Here is a 23,665-nt window from a genome sequence, read left to right as displayed (position 1 = left end):
AAACATAAAAAAACCTTCAAATTGCTTTGAAGGTTTTTGAGGCATCGTCCGGATTCGAACCGGAGTAGGAGCTTTTGCAGAGCCCAGCCTAGCCGCTCGGCCACGACGCCATTGCTTGAACGGATGGCAAAAGTAACTAAAATCTTTAAAATTCAAAACTTTAAAAGTAACTATTTTAAAAAATTAGTTTTTTCCGGGAAAGAATTACTTTCTTATTTCCGTCATTTTTATAGTAACTGATTCAACATCACCACCAATAGGAGGATTTATTTTTGAAACCCAAACCGTTGTTTTTTCTATCGTTTCTATTTCTGCCAGGACACGAATATTGATTCTTTTAGCCACATGTTCTAATAAATGAGAACGAATTGCCATTTCTTCTGTAACAATTTTGTTTAAATGTACATAATCAACTGTGTCAGCAAGATGATCTGTTTGTGCTGATTTTTGTAAATTAGTTTTGATTTGTAGATCAACAGTGTAATCTGATCCAATTTTTCCTTCTTCAATTAAACATCCATGATAGGAAAAAGTGCGGATGTTTTTTAGTTTTATAACTCCCATTTCAAATTTAGTTTCAAGTTCTAAGTTTCAGGTTTACTGAGAAGTTTCCAAAGAAAACCATAAACTGTAAACCATAAACTGTAAACTTTTTTATCTTTGCTAAAATTACTATAAAATAATGGCATCAGAAGAGAAATCACTCAATTTTATTGAACAAATCATAGAGGAAGATTTAAAATCAGGTCTTTCACAAAACAAACTTCATTTTCGTTTTCCACCAGAACCAAACGGATATTTGCACATCGGACATGCTAGTTCTATTGCATTAAATTTTGGTTTAGGAATTGATTATCAGTCACCTGTAAATTTACGTTTTGATGATACAAATCCAGAAAAAGAAGAACAGGAATTTGTTGACGCTATTAAAAAAGATGTGGAATGGCTAGGTTATACCTGGGCAGAGGAACGTTATGCTTCTGATTATTTTCAACAATTATACGATTGGGCAGTTTTATTAATTAAAAAAGATAAAGCATATGTTGATAGTCAATCTTCTGAAGATATGGCCATTCAAAAAGGAACTCCATCAACTGTTGGAACTGATAGTCCGTTCAGAAACCGTTCTGTTGAAGAAAATTTAGACTTATTCGACAGAATGAAAAACGGCGAATTTGAGGCTGGAACTCACATTCTTCGTGCAAAAATAGACATGAAATCAACTAATATGTTGATGCGTGATCCTATCATGTACAGGATTTTACACAGACATCATCATAGAACCGGAGACGATTGGAAAATCTATCCAATGTACGATTGGGCACACGGACAAAGTGATTATTTAGAAGAAATCTCACACTCATTTTGCACCCTTGAATTCTTGCCTCACCGTGAATTATACGATTGGTTTTTAGATCAAATTATTGATGAAAATCAGATTCGTCCAAAGCAAAGAGAATTTGCAAGACGTAACTTATCACATACTGTTGTTAGTAAAAGAAAATTACAGCAACTTGTTAAAGAAAAACATGTTAACGGTTGGGATGACCCAAGAATGTCAACCATTTCAGGGTTAAGAAGACGTGGTTATACAGCTGCTTCTTTACGTAATTTTGCTAATACAATTGGTATTGCAAAACGTGATAATTTAATAAATGTATCGGTTTTAGAATTCTGTATTCGTGAAGATTTGAACAAAATTGCACCTCGTGTAATGGCTGTTTTAGATCCGGTAAAATTGGTAATTACAAATTATCCTGAAGGAAAAGAGGAGTGGTTGGAAGCTGAGAATAATCAGGAAGATGAGAATGCTGGTTTTAGAAAAGTTCCTTTTTCACGTGAATTATATATCGAAAGAGAAGACTTTTTAGAAGAAGCTCCGGCGAAATTTTTCCGTTTGACTTTGGGAAAAGAAGTTCGTCTTAAAAATGCTTATATAATTAAAGGTGAATCTGTTATAAAAGATGCAGCAGGAAATATTACAGAAATTCATGTAACGTATGATACTGATTCTTTAAGCGGAAGCGGAACAGAAGCAAGTCAAAGAAAAGTTTCCGGAACATTACATTGGGTTTCTATTCAACATGCAGTTGAAGCAGAAGTTCGTATGTACGATCGTTTGTTTACAGATGAAGCTCCGGACAGTTATAAAGACAAAAATTTCTTAGATTTTGTGAATCCAAATTCGTTGGAAATTATCAAAGGATTTGTTGAACCAAGTTTAGCAACAGCTCAAAATGAAGATAAATTTCAATTTCAACGTTTGGGTTATTTTACTGTTGATAAAGAATCAACTTCTTCAAAATTAGTATTTAACAAAACGGTTGGATTGAAAGATGCCTGGGAAGAAAAAGGTAAAAAGGAAGAAAACAGCATCAATAATTCTTTAAAGGATATCAACAAATATTTTAAAGTTGAGACTAAACCAGAACGTATTGCAATTGAAAGTGCAATAGGGGAGAGCATTAAAAATATTTCTAGTTTTTCATTATTACAAAATTCATTAAAGAAAAATATCAACAATAATAAAGCTTCTTTACTGTTTGCTCAGTTTATTTTGAAATACTCTCATTTAAAATCTGTTGATTTTGAAGAAGAGGATATCAAAAAATTATACAATATGTCATTAAGAAGTGAATCTACTTATGTTCGATCAAAAGCACTTTTGAATTTAAGAGATTTAGAAAATGAAAGTTTCAAAATTCAGTTTGAAGATGAAATTTTAAAATTATATTCAAATCCACCAAAAAATGCTTCGGAGAGAGAAATTGAAATTCTTTCTGAAATGGTAAAAAAATAATATCATTATAATCTATTGAAAAGCGCTTTTTATAAGCGCTTTTTTTATTATTTATATTTTCTATTTAAAATTAAATTTTTATAAATATTTTATATTAAAAATGACGTTCATAAATTGATTTTAAACGGTTTTTTTACTTATTCCGATACAGAATTCATCTTTTAGAAAATAATTAAAATAAACCCTTTATTTTAATTTTAGCTCATGTTTTAGCGATCTTTAGAGCTTATTAACAACGGAATGTTTATAAAGTTACTATTGAAGATCCATTTTTAAAAAATGTGTGAATTTCTTCAAAATAGAAAATGAAATTTTATTAGATCAATTTTAATTATCATTTTATTTTTTTTTAAAGAATATATCTATTATATATAAAATCTATTTTATTTTATATTTTAATAGATAATATAAGTTAAAAGTGACCTTCATAATTCAATTTTAAGACGTTTTTTTACTTCTTCCATCTCTTAACTCATCTTTTGAATAATTGTTTATTTTTGAGCTTTATTTTAATTTTAGACGTCGTTTTTGTCAGTTTAACGGGTTATTAACATATAATTGTTTATAAAGTTGGTATTTTTATCCAAAGGTCAAATCTGAAATTTTTAATTTTAAAAATGACACTTTAGGAATCGAATCTGAGTTTTTCTAAAATTCAAAAAATTAGTTTTTGTTTTTTAATTTGTATTCTAAGTCTGAATTCCGAAAATTGGTTTTATGGTCAATTCTAATTGTGTAAATGTTTTTGATAATACTCCAGTAAATGTATTTTTCAAAGTATTTCATAATTTTCAAATTTCATGAAATTGGTTTTGTGATTTATAAGTTTTGATTTTCATTTTTGATCAAAGAAATTTTTTAATCCTTAAATTTAATTATCATGAAAAATGTATTTTTTACTCTGGCTATTTTATTTGCAAACATTGCAATTTCTCAAACACATCAAATTTCAAAACACAATGGAGAAGAATTGGATGTTAATTTTATCAAACATGAAAATGATTTAATTCATTATTCTCTAAACGGAAGTTTCGAAGAACATAAAATTACCAAGTATGCTGTTTCAAAAATTACGAATAAACAAACGAATCAAACTCAAAAAATATCTGATAAAGTTATAGTAGATTCAAAATCAGATTATAAAATGGTAACAGTTTTACCTCAAGAGAAGACAATAGGTTTAAAACAAGCAGCTAATTTTTCAGGAATATCGACGAAGACAAAAGGGGAGCCGCCAATTGCAAATAAAAACCAAACTGCTTTGAGGATCAAAACGCAGTCAGCTTCAAAGGGTTATCCATTTGTAAGCATAGTTGAAAATGATGGGAAATATGAAGCAGTTGCTTACATGTATTAATTGTATTGTTAAATATTTGTAAATATCTTTTAACCAATATTTTATAATTTAAAAAAGAAGTATCTTTATTCATCACTTAAAATAATATAATCATGTCAAATAAATCAAATGCAATTGCGGCTGTTATAGCTGGCGCTGCAATAGGAGCGGCGATCGGAATTTTATTTGCTCCAGACAAAGGATCAAAAACGCGTGCTAAACTTAAAGAAGGTTTAGATGATGCATCTAATAATTTGAAGGATTCGCTTTCGGCTAGTTCTGAAGTGTTACGTGATAAGTTTACAAGTGCCACTCAGGGTCTTGATGGAACTTTTGATGAATTGTTATCAAATGTTAGCCATAAAACAGAAGAAGTAATTACTTTTTTAGAATCTAAATTAGCTGATTTAAAAGCACAGAACGCTAAACTTCAAAAATAATAAATACAAGAAGCACAAATTTGATTACTTTTAGAAGTAATTTTTGTGCTTCTTTTTTTAAATTTAAATTATAATTATGGCTTTTGAGGAGTTAAAAGAAAATACCGAAAACATTCAGGATCAGGCTAAAGTTTATTTAGACAGCCATTTAGCATATTACAAACTTTGGGGTTTTAAGGTTGCGATGAAATCAACCACTTTAATTTTTAAGTTTACGTTGATTTTATTATGCTTTAGTATGGTTTTAATTTTTGGATCTTTCGCTGCAGCTTATGCTTTCGGATCTTTATTTGAAAGTACAGCTCTTGGTTTTTTAGCAGTAGGAGGGATCTATCTTTTTTTTACAATTTTGCTTTTCTTTATAAAAGATAAATTTGTTGAAGGTCCGATTTTGGAAAAATTCTCAGAAATCTTTTTTAACGACTAATTTATGGAATCAAAAAAATACTCATCATACGCTGAAATCGAAAGAGATTTAGAAATTCTGAAATTAGAAAAAGATATTAATTATCAAAAATTAGTTTTAAGTTTTCAGAAAACGAAAGAAGGAATTACACCTCAGAAAATTGTTAATGGATTCTTTTCTTCTTATAAAGATTATTTTTCAAATAACTATCCTAAGATTTTACAATCCATTTTACCACATATTATCAGTTGGTTATTCAATAAAAAAAGAGGCAATTAAGCCTCTTTTTTATTTTTAAAATTATTTTGTTTCGGGTTGAATATCGTCTTCATAACCAGATTGAGGTTCAATTGGTTTTGGTTTCACGATTTTTTTATTGTTCTTCTTCATCATTTCACCAACCTGGTTTGATGCTGTGAATGAGGCAACCATATTATTTAACATGTCGCTTCCGGCTTGTGGAGAATTTGGAAGCAAAATTAAATTAGAATTGGCATCCGCTCCAATAGCCTGAAGTGTATCATAATGTTGCGTAACAACAATTAAGGCAGAAGCTTCTTGAGAATTGATTCCCACATTATTCAAAACTTCAACACTTTCAACTAAACCTCTTGCAATTTCACGACGCTGATCTGCAATACCTTGTCCTTGTAAGCGTTTACTTTCTGCTTCAGCTTTTGCTTTTGCAACGATTCTGATTCTTGAACTTTCAGCTTCAAATTCGGCAGCAGTTTTTTCTCTGTCGGCAGCGTTGATTCTGTTCATGGCATTTTTTACCTGAATATCCGGATCAATATCGGTTACCAAAGTATTGATAATATCATACCCGTAAGTCGTCATCGCTTCGTTCAATTCTCTTTTTACTGCAATAGCAATATCATCTTTTCTTTCAAAAACATCATCCAGTTTTAGTTTTGGAACTTCGGCACGAACGACATCAAATACATAAGCCGTAATCTGATCGTGTGGATATTCCAGTTTATAAAAAGCATCATATACTTTTTCCTGAATTACTTTAAACTGAACCGAAACTTTCATTTTGATAAAAACGTTGTCCTTTGTTTTTGTTTCAATGATAACATCTAACTGTTGAATCTTAAGATTTACACGTCCGGCAATTCTGTCCACAATCGGAATTTTAAGTTGTAAACCTGAATTTCTAACGCTTAAAAATTTACCAAATCTTTCGATCACAACGGAAGATTGTTGTTTTACGGTAAAAAATGAAGACATTAAAATGAATAATCCGAAGACTATTAAAATAATAAATGCTGTACCCATGGTGATATTAATTTAGTTTTTATGATCTGGTAAATTACGAATATTCTTCCAATTTTAATTTTTTAAACATTAAAAAAACGCTAAGAACATTTTGTAGATGTTTCTTAGCGTTTATAGTTTTTTACCATTAAGTAAATTAAGTCAACTTTGTCAAGATAATTAAGCTAACCTTTATGAACTTAAATAATTATATAATTTTACCATTCAGTTAAGCTTAATAAACTTAATATCTTAATTGTAAAATAATTTATAAGGTAGCTATCGCTTTCTGAATTCTCGAAATAGTTTCTTCTTTTCCGATGATTTCAACAATGTCAAATAGGTGAGGACCTTTAAGAGCTCCAACCAAACTTAGACGGAAAGGTTGCATTACTTTGCCCATTCCAATTTCATTTTTAGTTAACCAGTCTTTTACGATTGCTTCGATATTTGCTGAATCAAAACCATCAATATATTCTAGGGTCGAAATCAATTCCTGCATTAAAGCCGGAGTTTCTTCCTTCCAGTTTTTGCTTGCTTTTTCATCATAAGATGTTGGAGCCTGGAAAAAGAAATCAGTCAAATCCCAAAATTCAGAAACGAAATGCGCTCTTTCTTTAATCAACGAAACGATTCTTGTAACATCATATTTAAAAATATCAACACCTTTTTCAACTAAAATAGGAGTGAAGTCTTTCGCTAAATCGGCATCATTTTGTTTGATTAAATATTGATGATTGAACCATTTGTTTTTCTCCGGATCAAATTTTGCTCCAGATTTATGAACTCTGTTCAAGTCAAAAGATTGTACTAATTCTTCTAAAGAAAATAATTCTTTATCCGTTCCGTCATTCCAACCTAACAAAGCAAGGAAGTTTATAACGGCTTCTGGGAAAAATCCTTTTTCTCTGTATCCAGATGAAACACCTTCTTCCGTTTTCCATTCTAATGGAAACACAGGAAATCCTAATTTATCTCCATCTCTTTTTGATAATTTTCCGTTTCCAACAGGTTTTAAAATCAAAGGTAAATGTGCAAATTCTGGTGCATCCCAACCAAAAGCTCTGTACAATAAAACGTGAAGAGGCATAGATGGCAACCATTCTTCTCCACGAATAACATGTGAAGTTTCCATCAAATGATCATCAACAATATTGGCCAAATGATAGGTTGGCATACCATCACTTTTAAATAATACTTTATCATCAAGAAGATTGGTTTCGAATTTTACATCGCCACGAATGATATCTTTTAAATGTAAAGTTTCATCAACCGGAGTTTTAAATCGGATCACATAATGTTCTCCATTTGCAATTCTTTTAGCAACTTCTTCTGCAGAAATTACCAAAGAGGTATCTAATTTTTCACGATTATGATGGTTGTAAATAAATGTTTTTCCTTCTGCTTCGTGTTGTTTTCTATGTGCATCTAAAGCTTCCGGAGTATCAAAAGCATAATACGCCCAACCCGAATTGATCAATTGATCAGCATAAGATTGATATAAATCTTTACGATCACTTTGTCTGTACGGACCAAATTTTTCATTTTTACCAACGGTTTCTTCAGGAGCAATTCCTAACCATTCTAATGCTTCCATAATATAAGCTTCGGCACCAGGAACAAAACGAGTCTGATCTGTATCTTCAATTCTTAAATAGAAAACACCATTGTTTTTTTTGGCAAATAAATAATTAAATAGGGCAGTACGAACTCCGCCAATATGTAATGGTCCAGTCGGACTTGGTGCAAAACGCACGCGAACTTGCTTTGACATTTGTTTAAATTTTGATGCAAAGATACGATTCTAATTAGAGAATTAGAAAATGTGTTTAATTAGATAATTGTCTTGTTTCTGGTTTAATTTTTTAATTACCATTATTTAATTATACAAGAAATTTAAGTGGATAATGTTTTCCTGTAGCTCAATTTTCTAATTTTCTGATTGATCATTTTCTAATTAGTAATGCCTTGCTTGTAGCTTAATTGACTAATTTTCTCATTGATCATTATCTAATTAAAATTAGTACTTTTATAGGTTATAATCAAAAGAGATTTTATTTTGAAAACGACATCTGCCATATATCAAAAGTTAGAAGCTTTTATAAAGAAATATTACACGAATGAATTGATAAAAGGAGGACTTCTTTTTATTGGTTTTGGATTATTGTATTTTCTGTTTACGCTTTTTATTGAGTATTTTCTTTGGTTAAAACCAGTAGGAAGAACGTTTTTATTTTGGATGTTTATTGGAGTAGAAATTTTTCTGTTGTTCCGATTTATTGTGTTTCCAATTTTTAAGTTGTTCAAACTTCAAAAAGGAATTGATTATAATCAGGCTTCCAAAATTATTGGAAATCATTTTACAGAAGTAAGTGATAAGCTGACCAACTTTTTACAATTATCATCTTCTGAAAATTCAGCTGAAAGTTCAGAACTGATGTTGGCTTCGATAGAACAAAAAGCGAATTCGTTACAACCAATTCCGTTTGGAAATGCGATTAATTTTAAAGCAAACAAGAAATATTTGCCATTGGCAATTATTCCAATTTTACTTTTTGCAGTGTTTTATATTTCTGGAAACAGTAATATTATTTCTCAAAGTTTTAATAGAGTAGTGCATTTCAATGCTACTTTTTTACCACCGGCTCCTTTCAAATTTGTGGTTTTAAATTCAAATTTGCAAACAGAACAAAACAAAGATTTCGTTATTAAAATGGAATCGGTTGGGAAAGTAGTTCCGGAGAATGTGATGATTCATATTGGAGATGAAAGTTATTTTATGGAATCTTCTCAGCCAGGAAAGTTTGAATTCAAGATTGAAAAACCGGTTGATAATGTTCAATTTTCTTTTGAAGGAAATTCGGTTTCATCTGAGGAATATGAATTAAAAGTTATTACAGTTCCGTCAATTGCCAACTTTGAAATGGTGCTGAATTTTCCATCTTATTTAAAAAAGAAATCCGAAACTATTCAGGGAACCGGAAACGCAATTGTTCCGGAAGGAACTTTGGTAACCTGGAAAATGAATACACAATCAACTCAGGAGATTGTTTGGAAAGATGAAAACACAGTTTTTAAGTTCAATAAAGCAGAAAACGAATTTAAATTGGCTAAAAATATTATTCAAAATACAGAATATCAAATTCTTACTTCGAATAATAAGGTCAAAAATTACGAAAAACTGGACTATCAGCTCTCAGTTATCAAAGATCAGCATCCTACAATCACAGTTTCGCCTTCACCGGACAGTTTAAAGTTAGATAAGAATTATGTTTTAGGAAGATTGGGTGATGATTATGGTTTGTCGAAGTTACAGATTGTATATTATGAACGTAATAAACCAAAAACAGCGAAGCGTGGAACGATACCTGTGAAGCAAGGAGTTTTTGATCAGTTCGTTTTTAATTTTCCAAGTAATCTGGCTGTAGAAGAAGGAGTGTCTTATGAGTACTATTTTGAAGTTTTTGATAACGATGCGCCTCATCATTTTAAGAGTACAAAGTCTTCTGTTTTTTCAGACAGAGTTTCTACTACAGATGAAGTTCAGGATATGGAATTGCAACAGCAAAATCAGAATATTAACAGCCTTGAAAAATCTTTAAAAAATCAGAATAAACAATTTTCTGAAATGGATAAGATTCAAAATACAGGAAAAGAAAAGGATAATTTAGAGTTTAAAGATCAGCAAAAAATCAATGATTTTATCAAACGTCAAAAACAACAAGACGAATTGATGAAACAGTTTGCTGAGAAAATGAATCAGAATTTAGACAAATTCAAAGACGAAAAGAAAGACAAAACAGCTGAAGATTTACAAAAGCGTTTAGATAGTGCAGAGAAGGATTTGGAGAAAAACCAAAAGCTTTTAGATGAATTAAAAAACTTAAACGACAAATTGAATAGTGAAGATTTGTTTGATAAGATGGAAAAATTCAAACAGATCAGTAAGAACCAATCTCGCAACTTAGAACAATTAGTGGAGTTGACTAAACGTTTTTATGTAGAGAAGAAAGCAGATCAGGTTGCGGAGAAATTAAATAAACTGGCAGACCAACAAGAGAAGCTTTCTAATAAAGACAGTGAAAACACCAAAGACAAACAAGATGAAATCAATAAATCTTTTGATAAAATTCAGGAAGATTTAAAGGATTTGAAAGAAGAAAATAAAACATTAAAAGCACCTTTAGATATTCCTTCTGATGCTTCAAAAGAAAAAGATGTTGATTCTGATTTGCAAAAAGCTTCTGAGGAATTAGCTAAAAAGAATACTTCTTCGGCTAAGCCAAAACAAAAAAGTGCTGCTCAAAAAATGAAGAGTATGGCACAACAAATGGAATCAAGTATGGAAGGCGGAGATCAGGAACAATTAGAAGAAGATGTTGCAATGCTTCGTCAGGTTCTGGATAATCTTCTGGCTTATTCTTTATCTCAGGAAGATGTGATGAAACAATTTAAATCGATGAAATTGGGTTCTTCGGCTTATACTAAAAATATTAAAGTGCAGCAGAATTTGAAACAACAATTCAAACATGTCGATGATAGTTTGTTTGCTTTGTCTTTACGAAATCCAAAAGTAGCTGAAGATGTAACGAAGGAAATTGGTAACGTACAATATAATGTTGATAAAGCGATTGAATCTTTGACAGATGTTCAGGTTCCAAAAGGAGTTTCGCATCAACAATATGCCGTTTCATCTGCGAATAAATTAGCTGACTTTTTGAGTGATTTATTAAACAACATGCAGATGTCAATGTCTAAACCAGGATCTGGAAAACCAAAACCGGGAGATGGTCAAGGAATGCAATTACCAGATATTATTCAAAAGCAAAAAGGGTTAGGTGAAAAAATGAAGCAGGGAATGAAAGAAGGGAATAAACCTGGAGAAGGACAACAAGGGCAAGGTCAAAGTGGTGAAGGTAAACAAGGTCAGGGAAAAGAGGGGCAAGGTAAAGATGGACAAGGAAATAAAAGTGGTGGAAAAGGAAATGAAAATAAAGAAGGAAATGATGGAGAAGGGGACGCTGAAGCCATTATGGAAATTTATAAAGAGCAAGTAAAACTTCGTGAAGCGCTACAAAAAGAATTAGCAAAACAAGGTTTAGATTCTCAAGGCAAATCTGTAATTGATCAAATGAAACAATCTGAAAAGCAACTTTTGAATAAAGGTTTTAAGAATGAAAACCTTCAAAGGATTTTAAATATTCAACAGGAATTATTAAAATTAAACAATGCAGTTCAGCAGCAAGGTCAGGATACCAAGCGTCAATCTGAAACAAACAAAGCTGAATTTTCTAATCGTTCTAATGCTTTACCAAGTTCACTTTTGGAATATTTAAACAGTGTAGAGATTTTAAACAGACAATCACTACCTTTGCGCTCGAATTTTAATCAAAAGGTTCAAGAATATTTTAATACAAAATGATCAATTTTAATTACGAAACCGAATTTACTTTAGATAACGAACAAGCCTTTTCTGATTGGTTAAGTGCTGTAATCGTTTCTGAGAATAAAAACGAAGGAGAGATAAATTACATTTTTTGTGATGATGAATATCTTCATAAGATAAATGTAGAATATCTAGATCACGATACTCTAACAGATATTATCAGTTTTGATTATACAGTTGGTAACGAGCTAAACGGAGATATATTTGTTTCAGTAGAAAGAGTAGAAGATAACGCAAAGGATTTTAATGTTTCTTTTGAAGAAGAATTGAAACGTGTTTTAGCTCACGGCATATTACATTACTGTGGATATAAAGATAAATCAGATAAAGACGCTGAATTAATGCGTTCAAAAGAAGACGAAAAAATCGCAATGTTTCACGTGGAACAGTAAAGAATTGTTTTAAGTTTTTTATTGTTTCAAGTTTCAAGTTCAGGTTTTGAAAACGAAACAGATGATTAAAATTGTTCCACGTGAAACGTTTCTGGTTTAAATTATTTCAAAAGTGTTTCACGTGGAACATCAGGATTGATTTAAATCTTATTAAAAAGAGTAATGTTTCACGTGGAACATCTCGGATCAGGTTTTAATTTTGGAAGAAAACAAAACATGTTCCACGTGGAACTTTAAGTTTGGTTTTGAAACCTGAAACCGAAACCTGAAAAAACAAACAAAACCGTTCCACGTGGAACAAAAGAGTAAAGAAGTTAATTCTGAGAACCGACTTAACCGGTATCCCAGAGAATAAAAGAAAAAATGTTTTTAGAAGAATACGATGTTATTGTAGTTGGTGCAGGTCATGCTGGATCTGAAGCCGCGGCAGCGGCCGCGAATTTGGGATCCAAAACTTTATTGGTTACAATGAGTTTGCAGAACATTGCTCAAATGTCTTGTAATCCTGCCATGGGTGGAATTGCAAAAGGACAAATTGTGCGCGAGATCGATGCGCTTGGAGGTTACTCCGGAATTGTTTCAGACCGAACTGCAATTCAGTTCAAGATGCTGAACAAATCAAAAGGACCTGCAATGTGGTCGCCAAGAGTTCAGAGTGATCGAATGCGTTTTGCCGAAGAATGGAGAATGATGTTGGAGGGAACTCCAAATTTGGATTTCTACCAAGAGATGGTAAAAGGTTTGATTATCGAGAACGGAAAGATAAAAGGAATTAGAACTTCGTTGGGAGTTGAGATTCGATCCAAATCGGTTGTGTTGACAAACGGAACTTTTTTGAATGGTTTGATTCATATTGGAGAAAAACAATTTGGTGGAGGAAGAGCAGGCGAAAGTGCCGCAACCGGAATTACCGAAGATTTAGTGAAAGCCGGATTTGAAGCTGGAAGAATGAAAACAGGAACACCGCCAAGAGTTGATGGTCGTTCTTTGGATTATTCTAAAATGAACGAAGAAAAAGGAGATGCAAAACCGGATAAGTTTTCTTATTCTGATTTGACAACTCCATTAACACATCAAAGATCTTGTCACATGACATATACGTCTTTGGACGTTCATGATATTTTGAGAGAAGGTTTTGATCGTTCGCCAATGTTCAACGGAAGAATCAAAAGTCTTGGTCCAAGATATTGTCCTTCGATCGAAGATAAAATAAATCGTTTCGCTGATAAGGAACGTCACCAACTTTTTGTTGAACCAGAAGGATGGAATACTTGTGAAGTTTATGTAAACGGATTTTCAACTTCGCTTCCAGAAGATATTCAATTTAAAGCTTTGAGTTCTGTTGCCGGATTTGAGAAAGTGAAATTCTTCCGTCCAGGTTATGCAATTGAATATGATTATTTCCCACCGACACAATTGAAACATACTTTGGAAACCAAGTTGGTTGAAGGATTATATTTTGCAGGACAAATTAATGGGACAACAGGATATGAAGAAGCAGCTTCACAAGGTTTGATGGCTGGAATAAATGCGCATTTAAAAGTGCACGAAAAAGCACCATTAATTTTAAAACGTGATGAAGCATATATTGGAGTATTGATTGACGACTTAATTACGAAAGGAACAGAAGAGCCTTATCGTATGTTTACATCAAGAGCAGAATATAGAACATTGTTGCGTCAAGATAATGCCGATTTCAGATTGACGCCAATGTCGCATGAAATTGGTTTGGCTTCTGAAGCTCGTTTACGTCGAATGGAAAAGAAATTAAACGAGTCTGAAAAGATGGTTGCATTTTTTAAAGAAACAAGTGTTTCGGTTGCAGAAACAAATCCAATTCTTGAAGCGAAAGAAACAGCTCCAATTACGCAAGGTGATAAAATGTTTAAAGTTTTCTCTCGTCCGCAAATTGATTTGGAAGACATGATGAAGTTTGAAAAAGTAAAAGAATATATCGAAGCAAATGATGTTGATCAGGAAATTTTGGAACAAGCCGAAATTCAGGTTAAATATTCTGGTTATATCGAAAAGGAAAGAAATAACGCTGACAAATTAACGCGTTTAGAAGAAGTGAAAATTCCCGAGAATTTCGATTACAATAAAATTAAATCAATGTCAATTGAAGCAAAACAAAAATTGAGCAAGATTCGTCCTGTGACAATTTCGCAAGCTTCAAGAATCAGCGGAGTTTCTCCGAGTGATATTTCGGTGCTTTTGATTTATATGGGAAGATAAAGATTTTAGATTTCAGAGTTTAGATTTTAGATTATGCAGTACAAAAGTATTTAGCCAATCTAAAATCTAAACTCTGAAATCTAAAATTAAAATTGTTCCACGTGAAACTATTTCAATAATCTAAACTCTAAACTCTGAAATCTAAAATTTTGTTATATGAAGATTGTAGAAAAAGAAATTCTGTCTTTAGAAGAAAAAGAGGTTTTGCGTGAACTTTGGAATAAGGAATATCCAGCGAGATTGCATTTGAAAAACAATGAAGATTTTGAGTTGTATCTAAACGGTCTTTCAAATACAAAACATTATTTGTTATTTGATGATTCGGATAAAATTAACGGCTGGGCATTTACCTTTTTGAGAGAAGGTGAAGATTGGTTTGCTATAATTTTAGATCATACAATACAAGGCAAAGGAAATGGTTCTCGTTTGATAAATGAATTAAAAAAGAATAATACTAGTTTGAATGGTTGGGTTATTGATCATGAAAATGAAGTGAAACAAAACACAAAACATTATAGATCTCCAATGCCGTTTTATATTAAAAATGGTTTTACAATTTTGACTGAAATAAGAATTGAAAATGAAAAGATGTCGGGTGTAAAAATAAATTGGAAACACTAAAGAAACATAAAAATAATAGACCCAAAAAAATAAACCAAATACCTACTAATTATAAAATGGACGTTTTAAACAAAAAACATTTTCTTACTGTAAAAGACCATTCTGTTTCGAAAGAAATTTTTGAATTATATCATGATGAAACTTTAGACATGTTGATTACATCTCCACAACCTGCATTAGAAAATCTGGGAAGATATTACGAAAGTGAAGATTATATTTCGCATACGGATAACAAACGTTCGTTATTTGAAAAAGCATATCATTTTGTGAAAAATATTGCTTTGAAAAATAAACTGAATTTGATTAATTCTGAGCAACCTCACAAAGGAAGAATTTTAGACATTGGTGCCGGAACAGGAGATTTTTTATTGACAGCAAAAAATGACGGTTGGGAAACTGTTGGAGTAGAACCAAGCGAACGCGCAAAAAATATTGCAATACAAAAAGGAATTTCTTTTGTGAACGAAATTGACGCTCTTGAAAATAATTCTTTTGATGTGATTACAATGTGGCACGTTTTAGAACACGTTCCAAATTTAGAACTTCAAATTCAGGAATTGAAGCGTTTACTAAAACCAACTGGAACATTAATTGTTGCGGTTCCAAATTTTAAATCTTACGACGCAAAATATTATAATGAATTTTGGGCAGCTTATGATGTGCCAATTCACTTTTGGCATTTTTCAAAAAAAGCCATTCAATCGCTTTTTGAAAAAGTAGATATGAAACTTGAAAAAGTGCTTCCAATGAAATTTGATTCTTTTTATGTGAGTTTATTATCTGAAAAATATAAAACCGGAAAAATGAATTACATCAGTGCTTTTTTCATCGGATTAAAATCAAATTTAAAAGCGAGCAGCACAAAAGAGTATTCATCCCACATTTATGTCTTAAAAAACAAGTAAAACGCAATTTAAGCGCGTTTCTGCCATCTTTTCGCCTTTACCGAGGGGAATTTATGTCTTTTTTGAGAAAATGTTTCTAACGAAAGCTATTAAAGCCGGTTTTAATAGGGTCAAATTATTGACATTTTTCTTTCCATAAATAAAAACAATATCATAAAATTATAGCATTTTTTAAACTTTATGTTGGTGCTATTTATTTTTTTATATTTTTGTCTTCAATACAATAAAAAAAATAGAAATTTAGAAAATGAAAAAAGCATTAGTAATTATCGCACTTTCAATTTTGGTTGTTTCGTGTAATAAAGCAACAGAGGTTAAGGAAGTAAAAACAGCTTACGTTGATACTTCGGTTTTAATGAAAGAGTACACTGAAGCAAAAGATCTTGAAGCAAAATACAAAGCTCAAGCAGAAGAAAAAGGAAGACAGCTACAAGCGGAAATTACTCGTTTTAAACAAGACGCTGCTAATTTTCAAAGTCAGGCACAAGCAAACGGACAAGCTTGGGCACAACAAAGAGGAGCTGAATTGCAAAAAAGAGAGCAACAATTAGGTTATGCTCAACAAGCATTATCTCAACAATTGCAACAAGAAAGTGGTGTTGAAATGGATTCTCTAATCAGTGGAGTTAAAAAATTCATCAAAGATTACGGTAAGAAAAATGGTTATTCTTATATCTACGGTACAGGAGATGCAGCATCAATTTTATACGCTGAAGAGAAGTATGACATCACAAAAGATATCATTAAAGCTTTGAACGATAAATATAAAGCTGAGCCTAAAACAGAAGCTCCGGCTAAAGAAGAAGCTAAAAAATAATACCAAACAAACTAACTAATTTTAAAAACCTAAATCTGTCAAGATTTAGGTTTTTTCTTTTATAAAAACGCGATACTTTTGGTATTTCAATACAAGCCCAATGCAAAACGTTTCAGAAGCTGCTGCTTACACCTTACAATTCATTAATCAAACGCAAAAATCTATATTCCTGACCGGTAAAGCGGGGACAGGAAAGACTACTCTTTTGCGCGAAATCATTGCCACTACACATAAAAATACGGTTGTTGTGGCGCCAACTGGTATTGCCGCACTAAATGCGGGCGGCGTGACGATTCATTCGATGTTTCAGTTACCTTTTTCAGCTTTTTTGCCCACTTATGAAGAGAGTTCACAGTTTACAGAAACGGTAAAATTCGAAAACAAAGAATCGCTACGCAGGCATTTCAAAATGAATAATGTAAAGCGTAACGTAATCAGAAACATGGAATTACTAATTATCGATGAAGTTAGTATGCTTCGTGCCGATTTGCTTGATGCAATTGACTTCATGATGCAGACGGTGCGCAGAAATACACGCGCTTTTGGAGGTGTTCAGGTGCTTTTTATTGGAGATTTATTGCAATTACCGCCGGTAATTCGGGATGAAGAATGGAGAACTTTGCGTAATTATTACAAAGGAAAATTTTTCTTTCATTCGCATGTAATTCAGCAAAATCCGCCTTTATACATTGAATTATCTAAGATTTACCGTCAGAGTGATGATAAATTTATTTTGGTTTTGAACAATCTTCGAAACAATCAGATAACACCACAGGATATTCAGATTTTGAACGAATATGTGAAACCAGACTTCGATTTAAAGAATAATCCCGGTTATATAACCTTGACCACGCATAACGCAAAAGCCGATTCTATGAACGAGCAGGCGATAGGCGATTTGGCTGGAAATGAATATGCTTATCAGCCCTTTGTGGTCGGAGATTTCCCAGAAAAAATCTTTCCGGTTGAAGAAAATCTGAAGTTAAAAGTTGGTGCACAAGTCATGTTTGTCAAAAATGATTTGTCTTTTGACAAACGCTATTTTAATGGAAAAATGGGTGTTATTAAATCTCTTTCGCCCGAAGAAATTTTTGTTCATTTTCCGGAAGAGAATAAAACCATTGAAGTGGAAAAGTACGAATGGAAGAACATTCGTTACAAAGTAAACGAGCTGACAAAAGAGATTGAAGAGGAAGTTTTGGGTACATTTGCGCATTATCCGCTTAAATTGGCGTGGGCAATTACGGTACATAAAAGTCAGGGATTAACTTTTGAGAAAGCTGCGCTCGATGTATCGCAAGTTTTTGTTCCCGGACAAGCCTATGTTGCATTATCTCGTTTAACGTCTTTAAACGGCCTTATTTTGCTTTCTCCGATACAAATGAATGGCATTTCGAACGATCAGGATGTAATGGACTATGCTTTGAACAAAGCAACTGAAGAAGTCCTGAAAAATTCATTGCACTTTGAAACTAAAAATTTTATTCATAACTATTTGATTAACAGTTTTAATTGGACAGATTTAGCGCAGGAATGGCGAAATCATCGTTTCAGTTATAATGAAAATGCAGTTAATTCAGAAAAAGCCAAGCATTCTGTTTGGGCGCATAAGCGTTTAGAGACTATCGATTCGTTGGTAGATCCTTCTCAAAAATTCGTTCAGCAGCTTAATAAAATTTTCAGTAAAGAAACTGTCGATTTGGTTTTTGTGCAGGAAAGAGTAGTGGCGGCTTACGATTACTTTTTCAAATCGATGGATAAGCTCGTAACAGATCTTTTGCAGAAAATGGCTGAAATTCAGAAGTTTAAAAAAGTTAAAGAGTTTTACGAAGAACTGGCTCTTTTAGACGATTTGCAAACAAAAGCTGTTTTGCGCTTAATGAAGGCCAAATTGCTCATAGAAATTGTTGTAGCAGGCGAAACCATCTGCAAAGAGAAATTGACGTCTACAGCGATTAAAAACTACAAAACAGACAAGGTTAATAAGATTCGCGAGGAGTTTAATATGTCGAATACCGATATTTTTAAATTGGATGAACCTACAGTGCGTTATACGGCCAGAAAATTAGATAAAAACGAACCAAAGGCCGTTAAGAAAACGACAGTTGAAGAAACGCACGATTTATGGCTGGAGAAAAATTCAATTAAGGATATTGCCAGAATCAGAAAACTTACCATTCAAACTATTGAAATGCATTTAGTTAAATTAATTCAGGCGAAGAAAGTTGATATTGCTGATGTCTTGCCATACGATAAAATCCTGGCGCTGCGTGAGGCTTTTGAGTTCTATCAGGAAGAATCTTTGAATGGTTTGAAAGAAAAACACGGAGACGAATTTACATGGGATGAACTTAAAATGTTCAAAGCCAGCATCAATTGATTTTGTATTTTAAAGTCGTAACTCTGGAATAAACAAAATAACATTATGTAAAATAGAAGCAGTAAGAATTATTTTTTTTAGATTACAGATATGCTTTGAGGTTAATTAAATACCAGCATTTCGCAATTATAACGCGAAAATAGCCACTAAATAATAGGAAATCCTGTTCCACATGGAACGGGATTTTTTGTTTGGAAGAAGTAAAAGTCAAATGGATTTATCTCTAATATGCTAAAAGTTTCCTGAGAAAGGATAAATTAGTTACTTTTATATTTAGAACTTAATAATCAGATTAATAATCAATTAAAATGTTTTTAATATGAAAAAAGTAAATCTGTTTCTGGTTTTAGTACTGTTTTTGGGCAGTTTCGTTTCTGGACAAACTGTAAAACCTGAGTATCAAAAATGTATCAAAAGTTTTATTGATACTTTGAAAAGTGACAAAAGAGAAGCCATCGCAGAGATGGTTGCTTATCCTCTAAAACGAGAATATCCAATACCTGATGTTGTCGACAAATCTGATTTTATCAAACGTTATGATGAAATTTTCGATACAACTTTAAAAAACGAAATTAAAAATTCAAATCCCGCAAAAGACTGGTCTGATATGGGTTGGCGTGGTATAATGCTAAATCAGGGAATTGTCTGGATGGATTTTGACGGACGTTTAACGAGTGTAAATTATCAATCAAAAGCTGAAATTGATCTCAAAAAGAAACTGATCGACGCCCAAAAAAAAGAACTTGATTCCAGTATTGCATTTTTTCAAAAGCCAATTTGTATTCTGGAAACAGCTAAATTCAGAATCAGAATTGATAATCTGGGATTTGAAAATTATCGATATGCTTCCTGGTCAATTGATAAAGCGATGAGTGAAAAACCTGATTTAATAATTTACAGAGGAAATTTAGTAGTTGAAGGAAGCGGAGGAAACCACCAATATGAATTTAAAAAGGAAAATTATATTTATGAATGTGCCTTTATAGTTGTGGGCGAAAAAAATTCGCCTCCGGCGAAACTTACTATTTATCAAGGAGGTAAAGTGATTCTTTCGCAAAACGCCAAGATAATTGCTAAATAAAAAAAGGCCTAATCTTCTGGATTAGGCCTTTTAAATTTTATAGATTTTCGATTAAAATCCAGGCATCCGGATTTTCGCCTTTTTGTATTTCTTTTTGTGCTTTTTCTGCTTCAGCCATTGTTGCATAACTTCCGTATAAAACCGGAAATAAACCATGTTTGTTTTCGCCAAGCATTCGGGCTTCGTAACCATCTTTAATCAATTGGTTATAAGCTTTTCTTGCATTTTGCTCACTTCTAAAAGCGCCGGCCATGATGTGATAAGGCATCACTTTTACAACTTCAGTTTTTGCTGAATCTACAGATAAAGTTACAGCAGGTAGTGGGTTTTCAATAAAAAACGTAGCTTCCTGAATTTTGTTTTGAACTTTTTTCTGAACCTCATTTTCTACCACAAGTGTTTTTGTAGTAATTTGATTTTGGTACAAAGGATAACCGATGCTTCCTGTAATTCCAAGACCTAAAACAAAAATTGCTGCGTATTTCAGGAATGAACCTGAAGATTTTGATTCCTCTTCAGAATCGTGTAATTCAAATACTTTTGATTCTTCGATTTCCTGTAATTTTTTCTCAAAAATTTCTCTTTTTACCATTGGAGAAACAAACGGACTTAGTCCGAAAGAACTCGTCAGATAATTAGTTTGATCACTTGGAGTGAAAACCATATTATTATCGGCATTTAGACGAATATCACCGATGTTTTTAATATTTAAAACACCAAATTCCTCTAATGTCTTTTGCCAGTTTAAAACTTCAAATGCAATAGCACTTACAGCAAATCCATATGATGTTTTTTCTGTTAGTGCGATATGATTTGCCAACAGACCATCATTGTTTTTCAAAAGACTGTTAAATGCGATCGTTTTCCTTGGTGGAGTAAACGAATTTGTACTTGAATTAAGCTGTGCCGATTGAATTTCGGTTAAAAATGCTCCAAACCCTGGAACCGTTACACACTGATAACGATACAATAACTGTGCTATATAAGTTTCGATTTTCATAGTAACAAAGTTATACATCCAATATAGTTATCAAAATTTTATTCACAATTTTTATTAACAATTCTGATAATTTTATAGACATTTAATTTTCAGTTAGTTAAATAAAATTCGCTTTTTGCCAAAAGTCATGCTCAATCTTTAATATTTATTTTTTTATAAGAATTTACTTCTAATTTATATCTTTGCGCTCCTTTTAATTTCAAAAAAAATGTTTTTAAAAGATTTTTTTATCCTCTCAATAAACTGTTTTCTAAACAATGTCAGATCAAGAATTATTTTATTTATTAGCCTTATTAAAAGTAGATGGCATTGGTGATATTATGGCCAAAAAACTATTAACACATTTTAAAAAACCGGAAGCCATTTTTAAAGCAAAAAGCAACCAAATTTCTGGTATTGATGGCGTTGGTTCGATTTTATTACGGAATTTAAAAGATAAAACTGTTTTTGAAAAAGCAAATAAAGAATTAGAATTCATTAAATCTAATGCTATAAATGTTTCTTTTTTTCAGGATGAAAATTACCCGGATCGGCTGAAACATTGCATAGATTCGCCAGTTTTGATTTTTACTTCGGGAAATATTAATTTAAAAAACAAAAAGTTAATCAGTATCGTGGGAACACGGCAGATCACCTCATACGGAATGGAATTCTGTAAAAAATTTATTGAAGATTTGGCGCCGTTAGATCCTGTAATTGTTAGTGGTTTTGCGTATGGAGTAGATATTGTAGCGCATCAATTGGCAATGGATAATAATTTACAAACAATTGGGGTTTTGGCGCACGGACTAAATCAGATTTATCCGAAAACGCATAAAAAGTATATTGCCAGAATGGAGGAAAATGGTGGATTTATAACAGAATTCTGGAGTTCTTCGAATCCTGATAAAGAGAAATTTGTTCGCCGAAACAGAATTGTAGCCGGAATGACTGAAGCCACAATTGTAATTGAATCTGCAGATAAAGGCGGATCTTTAATTACAGCCAATTTAGCAAATGATTATAACCGTGATGTTTTTGCCGTTCCCGGGCGTGTTACAGACAAATATAGCCAAGGCTGTAATGATTTGATCAAAACACAAAAAGCTAATGTTTTGACAAGCGCGGCCGATTTGATTTATATATTGAATTGGGATGTAGAAACGAAAGCAAAACCAATTCAGAAACAACTTTTTGTAAGTTTAGAATTGGAGGAGCAAAAGATCTATGATTTCCTTCTGAAAAATGGAAAAGAATTGCTTGATGTTATTGCACTTCAATGTGATTTTCCAATTTATAAAATATCAGGAATGCTTTTAAATATGGAACTGAAGGGAGTTATTCGGCCTTTGCCAGGGAAGCTGTTTGAGGCGATTTAATTAAATGAAAGTTGCTACGAATTACACAAATTCCCACTAATTAATTCGTGAAAATTTGTGTAATTTGTGGCAAAAAAATTATTTTCCGAAACCAAGAATATTTCGAACTTTAGCCAAAACACCATCAGCAACTACAGAAGCTTTTTCAGCACCTTTTTTCAATAAGGAGTCTACTTCTTCAAGGTTATTTATGTAGTAATTGTATTTTTCTCTTTCTGTTTTAAATTTTTCAGTAATCAATTCAAACAAAGCTTGTTTGGCGTGACCATAGCCGTAATTTCCTCCTAAATAATTGGCTCTCATTTCGGCGATTTGAGTTTCATCAGCTAAAAGCGAATAAATAGCAAATGCATTACAAGTATCCGGATTTTTAGGATCTTCAAGCGGAGTACTATCGGTTTCGATGCTCATAACTTGCTTTCGCAAAGTTTTATCGTCCAGGAAAATGTTAATGATATTATTGGCAGATTTACTCATTTTTCCGCCATTAGTTCCCGGAATCAACATACTGTCTTCCTGAATTTTAGCTTCAGGAATTACAAAAGTTTCTCCCATTTGATGGTTAAAACGAGAAGCCACATCACGAGTGATTTCTAAATGCTGCAATTGATCTTTTCCAACGGGTACAAATTCAGCATCATACAACAATATGTCTGCCGCCATTAACATCGGATACGTAAAAAGTCCCGCGTTAACATCGTCTAAACGATCTGATTTATCTTTGAATGAATGTGCCAAAGTCAATCTCTGAAAAGGAAAAAAACAGCTTAAATACCAGGTTAATTCGGCTGTTTGTGTAACATCAGATTGTCTGTAAAAAGTAACTTTATCTGGATTTAAACCACAGGCAAGCCATGCCGCTGCGGTGCTGTATGTATTTTCTCTTAATGTTTTACCATCTTTAATTTGTGTAATCGAATGTAAATCAGCAATAAACAAATAAGATTCGTTTGCAGGATTATTTGATAATTCAATTGCAGGAATAATTGCTCCTAATAAATTTCCCAAGTGTGGCGTGCCAGTACTCTGAACACCAGTAAGTATTTTTGCCATTCTATTTTTCTTATTCTATAAACGCAAATGTCGTGATGTTTTTTTATAACCACAAAGTTTATTTTTTTCTAACAGCTGGTGTTTTTTACCACAGAGAACACAGAGTTTTTCACAGAGGAAAGGAGTTTTCTTTTT

General features: G+C 32.3%; 19 protein-coding genes and 1 tRNA gene. 14 read left to right on the top strand and 6 right to left on the bottom strand.

The genetic code is table 11. The annotated features are described in order from the left end of the window. Positions 1-39: 39 nt before the first annotated feature. Both AC1RRN_RS18860 and folB read right to left on the bottom strand, forming a co-directional pair. Positions 40-110 (bottom strand) — tRNA-Cys (locus AC1RRN_RS18860). A 94-nt stretch (positions 111-204) separates the two neighbouring features. Then, a complete protein-coding gene (gene folB, locus AC1RRN_RS18855) occupies positions 205-564 on the bottom strand; it encodes a dihydroneopterin aldolase (RefSeq protein WP_192186547.1) in 360 nt (119 codons plus the stop codon). A 118-nt stretch (positions 565-682) separates the two neighbouring features. Between folB and AC1RRN_RS18850 the strand changes: the two genes are divergently transcribed. The 5 genes from AC1RRN_RS18850 to AC1RRN_RS18830 all read left to right on the top strand — a co-directional run bounded on the left by AC1RRN_RS18850 (position 683) and on the right by AC1RRN_RS18830 (position 5,261). Beyond that, the gene (locus AC1RRN_RS18850; protein ID WP_492968787.1) at positions 683-2,800 is read left to right on the top strand and encodes a glutamine--tRNA ligase/YqeY domain fusion protein; all 2,118 of its coding nucleotides are present in this window, start codon (positions 683-685) and stop codon (positions 2,798-2,800) included. Positions 2,801-3,680: 880 nt separating this feature from the next. Continuing rightward, a complete protein-coding gene (locus tag AC1RRN_RS18845) occupies positions 3,681-4,157 on the top strand; it encodes a hypothetical protein (RefSeq protein ID WP_492968786.1) in 477 nt (158 codons plus the stop codon). Between the two features lie 92 nt (positions 4,158-4,249). Continuing rightward, a complete protein-coding gene (locus AC1RRN_RS18840; protein WP_492968785.1) occupies positions 4,250-4,576 on the top strand; it encodes a YtxH domain-containing protein in 327 nt (108 codons plus the stop codon). A 76-nt stretch (positions 4,577-4,652) separates the two neighbouring features. Then, entirely contained in the window at positions 4,653-5,003 is a 351-nt protein-coding gene (locus AC1RRN_RS18835; protein WP_492968784.1) for a competence protein, read from the top strand. Between the two features lie 3 nt (positions 5,004-5,006). Then, a complete protein-coding gene (locus AC1RRN_RS18830) occupies positions 5,007-5,261 on the top strand; it encodes a DUF6327 family protein (protein WP_492968783.1) in 255 nt (84 codons plus the stop codon). 21 nt (positions 5,262-5,282) lie between these two features. Here the strand turns inward: AC1RRN_RS18830 and AC1RRN_RS18825 are convergent, their stop codons facing one another. Beyond that, positions 5,283-6,263, bottom strand: a complete 981-nt coding sequence (locus tag AC1RRN_RS18825; RefSeq protein ID WP_492968782.1) for an SPFH domain-containing protein — start codon at positions 6,261-6,263, stop codon at positions 5,283-5,285. Positions 6,264-6,510: 247 nt separating this feature from the next. Further along, positions 6,511-8,016: a glutamate--tRNA ligase gene (gene gltX, locus AC1RRN_RS18820; RefSeq protein WP_492968781.1), complete on the bottom strand. Its 1,506-nt coding sequence runs from the start codon at positions 8,014-8,016 to the stop codon at positions 6,511-6,513. Between the two features lie 285 nt (positions 8,017-8,301). On the opposite strand from gltX, the gene AC1RRN_RS18815 reads away from it, so the two are divergent. The 8 genes from AC1RRN_RS18815 to AC1RRN_RS18780 all read left to right on the top strand — a co-directional run bounded on the left by AC1RRN_RS18815 (position 8,302) and on the right by AC1RRN_RS18780 (position 20,119). Further along, a complete protein-coding gene (locus tag AC1RRN_RS18815) occupies positions 8,302-11,664 on the top strand; it encodes a coiled-coil domain-containing protein (RefSeq protein WP_492968780.1) in 3,363 nt (1,120 codons plus the stop codon). Next, on the top strand, positions 11,661-12,080 hold the full coding sequence (ybeY, locus tag AC1RRN_RS18810) for an rRNA maturation RNase YbeY (protein WP_072970009.1): 420 nt from the start codon (positions 11,661-11,663) through the stop codon (positions 12,078-12,080). The genes AC1RRN_RS18815 and ybeY overlap by 4 nt, the downstream gene beginning before the upstream one ends. 363 nt (positions 12,081-12,443) lie before the next feature. After that, a complete protein-coding gene (gene mnmG / locus AC1RRN_RS18805; RefSeq protein ID WP_492968779.1) occupies positions 12,444-14,315 on the top strand; it encodes a tRNA uridine-5-carboxymethylaminomethyl(34) synthesis enzyme MnmG in 1,872 nt (623 codons plus the stop codon). A gap of 156 nt (positions 14,316-14,471) precedes the next feature. Further along, positions 14,472-14,936, top strand: a complete 465-nt coding sequence (locus AC1RRN_RS18800; RefSeq protein WP_492968778.1) for a hypothetical protein — start codon at positions 14,472-14,474, stop codon at positions 14,934-14,936. 56 nt (positions 14,937-14,992) lie between these two features. Beyond that, on the top strand, positions 14,993-15,841 hold the full coding sequence (locus AC1RRN_RS18795) for a class I SAM-dependent methyltransferase (protein ID WP_492968777.1): 849 nt from the start codon (positions 14,993-14,995) through the stop codon (positions 15,839-15,841). 247 nt (positions 15,842-16,088) lie between these two features. Next, a complete protein-coding gene (locus AC1RRN_RS18790; RefSeq protein WP_056196666.1) occupies positions 16,089-16,658 on the top strand; it encodes an OmpH/Skp family outer membrane protein in 570 nt (189 codons plus the stop codon). Positions 16,659-16,758: 100 nt separating this feature from the next. Beyond that, the gene (locus AC1RRN_RS18785) at positions 16,759-19,038 is read left to right on the top strand and encodes a helix-turn-helix domain-containing protein (RefSeq protein ID WP_492968776.1); all 2,280 of its coding nucleotides are present in this window, start codon (positions 16,759-16,761) and stop codon (positions 19,036-19,038) included. 319 nt (positions 19,039-19,357) lie between these two features. Beyond that, positions 19,358-20,119: a hypothetical protein gene (locus tag AC1RRN_RS18780; RefSeq protein WP_492968775.1), complete on the top strand. Its 762-nt coding sequence runs from the start codon at positions 19,358-19,360 to the stop codon at positions 20,117-20,119. Positions 20,120-20,156: 37 nt separating this feature from the next. Here the strand turns inward: AC1RRN_RS18780 and AC1RRN_RS18775 are convergent, their stop codons facing one another. After that, positions 20,157-21,119 carry an HU domain-containing protein gene (locus AC1RRN_RS18775; RefSeq protein ID WP_492968774.1) on the bottom strand — a complete coding sequence of 321 codons (963 nt, stop codon included), beginning with the start codon at positions 21,117-21,119 and terminating at the stop codon, positions 20,157-20,159. Between the two features lie 257 nt (positions 21,120-21,376). Here AC1RRN_RS18775 and dprA point away from each other — a divergent pair, with 257 nt between their 5' ends. Beyond that, the gene (gene dprA / locus AC1RRN_RS18770; RefSeq protein WP_492968773.1) at positions 21,377-22,477 is read left to right on the top strand and encodes a DNA-processing protein DprA; all 1,101 of its coding nucleotides are present in this window, start codon (positions 21,377-21,379) and stop codon (positions 22,475-22,477) included. A 78-nt stretch (positions 22,478-22,555) separates the two neighbouring features. Here dprA and trpS read toward each other — a convergent pair whose 3' ends face one another. After that, positions 22,556-23,530: a tryptophan--tRNA ligase gene (trpS, locus tag AC1RRN_RS18765; RefSeq protein ID WP_492968772.1), complete on the bottom strand. Its 975-nt coding sequence runs from the start codon at positions 23,528-23,530 to the stop codon at positions 22,556-22,558. Positions 23,531-23,665: the final 135 nt, after the last annotated feature.

Source organism: Flavobacterium sp. GW821-FHT11G01 (genome assembly GCF_058808175.1).
This window is presented reverse-complemented; position numbering and strand designations above follow the sequence as displayed.

Bases quoted from the DNA above. Each gene is read 5' to 3' on its own strand.
- AC1RRN_RS18830 (WP_492968783.1), top strand. From the start codon at position 5,007: ATGGAATCAAAAAAATACTCATCATACGCTGAAATCGAAAGAGATTTA.
- AC1RRN_RS18785 (WP_492968776.1), top strand. From the start codon at position 16,759: ATGCAAAACGTTTCAGAAGCTGCTGCTTACACCTTACAATTCATTAAT.
- mnmG (WP_492968779.1), top strand. From the start codon at position 12,444: ATGTTTTTAGAAGAATACGATGTTATTGTAGTTGGTGCAGGTCATGCT.
- AC1RRN_RS18800 (WP_492968778.1), top strand. From the start codon at position 14,472: ATGAAGATTGTAGAAAAAGAAATTCTGTCTTTAGAAGAAAAAGAGGTT.
- AC1RRN_RS18825 (WP_492968782.1), bottom strand. From the start codon at position 6,263: ATGGGTACAGCATTTATTATTTTAATAGTCTTCGGATTATTCATTTTA.
- AC1RRN_RS18795 (WP_492968777.1), top strand. From the start codon at position 14,993: ATGGACGTTTTAAACAAAAAACATTTTCTTACTGTAAAAGACCATTCT.
- folB (WP_192186547.1), bottom strand. From the start codon at position 564: ATGGGAGTTATAAAACTAAAAAACATCCGCACTTTTTCCTATCATGGA.
- AC1RRN_RS18845 (WP_492968786.1), top strand. From the start codon at position 3,681: ATGAAAAATGTATTTTTTACTCTGGCTATTTTATTTGCAAACATTGCA.
- AC1RRN_RS18780 (WP_492968775.1), top strand. From the start codon at position 19,358: ATGAAAAAAGTAAATCTGTTTCTGGTTTTAGTACTGTTTTTGGGCAGT.
- AC1RRN_RS18790 (WP_056196666.1), top strand. From the start codon at position 16,089: ATGAAAAAAGCATTAGTAATTATCGCACTTTCAATTTTGGTTGTTTCG.
- trpS (WP_492968772.1), bottom strand. From the start codon at position 23,530: ATGGCAAAAATACTTACTGGTGTTCAGAGTACTGGCACGCCACACTTG.
- gltX (WP_492968781.1), bottom strand. From the start codon at position 8,016: ATGTCAAAGCAAGTTCGCGTGCGTTTTGCACCAAGTCCGACTGGACCA.
- AC1RRN_RS18775 (WP_492968774.1), bottom strand. From the start codon at position 21,119: ATGAAAATCGAAACTTATATAGCACAGTTATTGTATCGTTATCAGTGT.
- AC1RRN_RS18850 (WP_492968787.1), top strand. From the start codon at position 683: ATGGCATCAGAAGAGAAATCACTCAATTTTATTGAACAAATCATAGAG.
- ybeY (WP_072970009.1), top strand. From the start codon at position 11,661: ATGATCAATTTTAATTACGAAACCGAATTTACTTTAGATAACGAACAA.
- AC1RRN_RS18840 (WP_492968785.1), top strand. From the start codon at position 4,250: ATGTCAAATAAATCAAATGCAATTGCGGCTGTTATAGCTGGCGCTGCA.
- dprA (WP_492968773.1), top strand. From the start codon at position 21,377: ATGTCAGATCAAGAATTATTTTATTTATTAGCCTTATTAAAAGTAGAT.
- AC1RRN_RS18835 (WP_492968784.1), top strand. From the start codon at position 4,653: ATGGCTTTTGAGGAGTTAAAAGAAAATACCGAAAACATTCAGGATCAG.